Source organism: Enterobacter cloacae complex sp. SHL009, assembly GCF_049237205.1.
GTDB lineage: Bacteria > Pseudomonadota > Gammaproteobacteria > Enterobacterales > Enterobacteriaceae > Enterobacter > Enterobacter cloacae_M.
The window spans coordinates 1-1,686 of the sequence record NZ_JBMKIW010000019.1 but is presented as its reverse complement, the minus strand read 5'-3'; the positions used below and the strand labels follow the sequence as shown (position 1 = coordinate 1,686).

Genomic DNA, 1,686 nt, shown 5'->3' with positions numbered 1-1,686 from the left:
AAAACCTTGGTTTGGGAGGAGCTAAATACGTAACCAGTCGAGGAAGTAACGCAAATGGAGCTTGGGTAATATGGTCGGATGGAGCCATTGAGGTTATGGGGTATGGTGTAATCCTTGATAACGGCCTGGCAACGGTTAATTACCCAATTGCGCTGCCAGGTATAAGCCGCTATATCAGCATTGCCGAACGTCTTTCTGCTGATCCCGGCACTACGCCAAACTATGCTCATTCATCAATGATCATTGATGCTTTAACAACAAATGTTGGTTTCAAAGCTCGTTGCACAATGGCCGCAACGGGTGCCCCATCAAATAATGGTTTTTCGTGGAGAGTTTACTATGCGCCTATTTAATCCGATCACGATGACGGAGGTCATTCATGGTTTCCACGATACTGGAGGTGCTATTCAACTCCCTGAGGATAACTGGTTTTTCAGAATACAAGAAATACCGGAGGGAATGCGGCTTGCAGTTAATGAAAAAGGCGAACCAATCCTTGTGGAAATTAAATCTGATGTCTCTGGCAACGAATAAATGAATACGTTTTCTGGCTGAGTGCTGAAAATATCAGGTGCTGCTGATGATTATTGACACATCAAAAGCACCCGATATTGAATGACCTATACCTCGGGTTTCGGTGGAAGGTTAAGATTCGGAGCGGTATCGGTATCAACCTTAGTTAGCGTATAACGATACCGCTGCCATTCAGTCAGACGTGGGATATCTTTATCATCAATGTAGCCTCCAGCCTGAGCATCTACCAATGGTGCGATAATTGCAGACGCTTCCGCTAGCAATGCAGTTTTCTGCTGTTCAGCCTTTGCCACATCCGCAGAGTGTTTCGCTTTTGCGTCGGTTATCCACTCGCTGCCATTCCACTTATCATATGGCGTTCCAGGGGCTTGTGTCGTCGTATCTTTCGGATAATCACCCGGTAGTGAAATCGTGACTTTCTCACCTGACTTTGTGCTATATACAGTTCTACCGCGATGATCAGCGATGTACTCCCATCCGTTTAAGTCAAAGGTGCGGCAAATTGTAAAACCTTCTTTAATTTCACCAGGCGCATCAATGCATGACAAGGCTGGAATACCTACACCTTCCGCTAAATATTCAACCGAGGAGGAAATATATTCGCGCGTCTCACCATCGTAGTTAAACACAATGATATCACCGGTCACTGTAGCAATAAGCTCATTGTTTAATTTTGCCTTCGCCATTATGCGGCCCTCACGATGTAGTTAAATGCGATGTTACGGGGGCGGGCTGAAACATAAGCCCACCAATCGTAGCGTTGCGAATTTGCCGGACTACCGATCCATTTTTTTCCTTTGATCTTTTCCCATTGTGCTGCAGTTATTACATCGCCAAACCCATAGTCGGATGACCCGATTGAACTGATATCCCCCGTATCATTGTCATCAAAGCCCGAAACAATAGTACCTTCCTGGAATGACAGCAGCCCGCGACCAGCGTCAATCCCACGCCCGTCATCCCAGCCTCGGATAAACTCACCGCGTAAATCAGGTAATCTGAGTGCAGGATAAGCCAGAGCCAATTTAGGGTACTGGGAGGCTGAGAACGCCGCTCCGTTGCATTTGAGCCATCCCGTCGGTGGAGTTGCTGACGGCCACGGAACGGGGACGCCAATCGGCAGAGCTGTCCCTTCTCCCAAACCAAGGTTTT

The 1,686-nt window shown here is 47.3% G+C and carries 3 protein-coding genes and 1 pseudogene; 2 read left to right on the top strand and 2 right to left on the bottom strand.

What is annotated here, in order from left to right; all coding sequences use genetic code 11:
* Together ACOTZC_RS22710 and ACOTZC_RS22705 are read left to right on the top strand one after the other, a co-directional pair.
* Positions 1 to 353 (top strand): annotated as a pseudogene (locus tag ACOTZC_RS22710) (phage tail protein); the annotation flags it as partial.
* The gene (locus ACOTZC_RS22705; RefSeq protein ID WP_047174864.1) at positions 340 to 534 is read left to right on the top strand and encodes a hypothetical protein; all 195 of its coding nucleotides are present in this window, start codon (positions 340 to 342) and stop codon (positions 532 to 534) included. The pseudogene ACOTZC_RS22710 and the gene ACOTZC_RS22705, both read left to right, overlap by 14 nt.
* A gap of 86 nt (positions 535 to 620) precedes the next feature.
* Here ACOTZC_RS22705 and ACOTZC_RS22700 read toward each other — a convergent pair whose 3' ends face one another.
* Both ACOTZC_RS22700 and ACOTZC_RS22695 read right to left on the bottom strand, forming a co-directional pair.
* Complete coding sequence (locus ACOTZC_RS22700; RefSeq protein ID WP_047174865.1) at positions 621 to 1,220, bottom strand: tail fiber assembly protein; 600 nt, start codon at positions 1,218 to 1,220, stop codon at positions 621 to 623.
* Positions 1,220 to 1,686, bottom strand: a 467-nt coding sequence (locus tag ACOTZC_RS22695) for a phage tail protein (RefSeq protein ID WP_237756609.1), incomplete at its 5' end; no start/stop codon positions are given. The genes ACOTZC_RS22695 and ACOTZC_RS22700, both read right to left, overlap by 1 nt.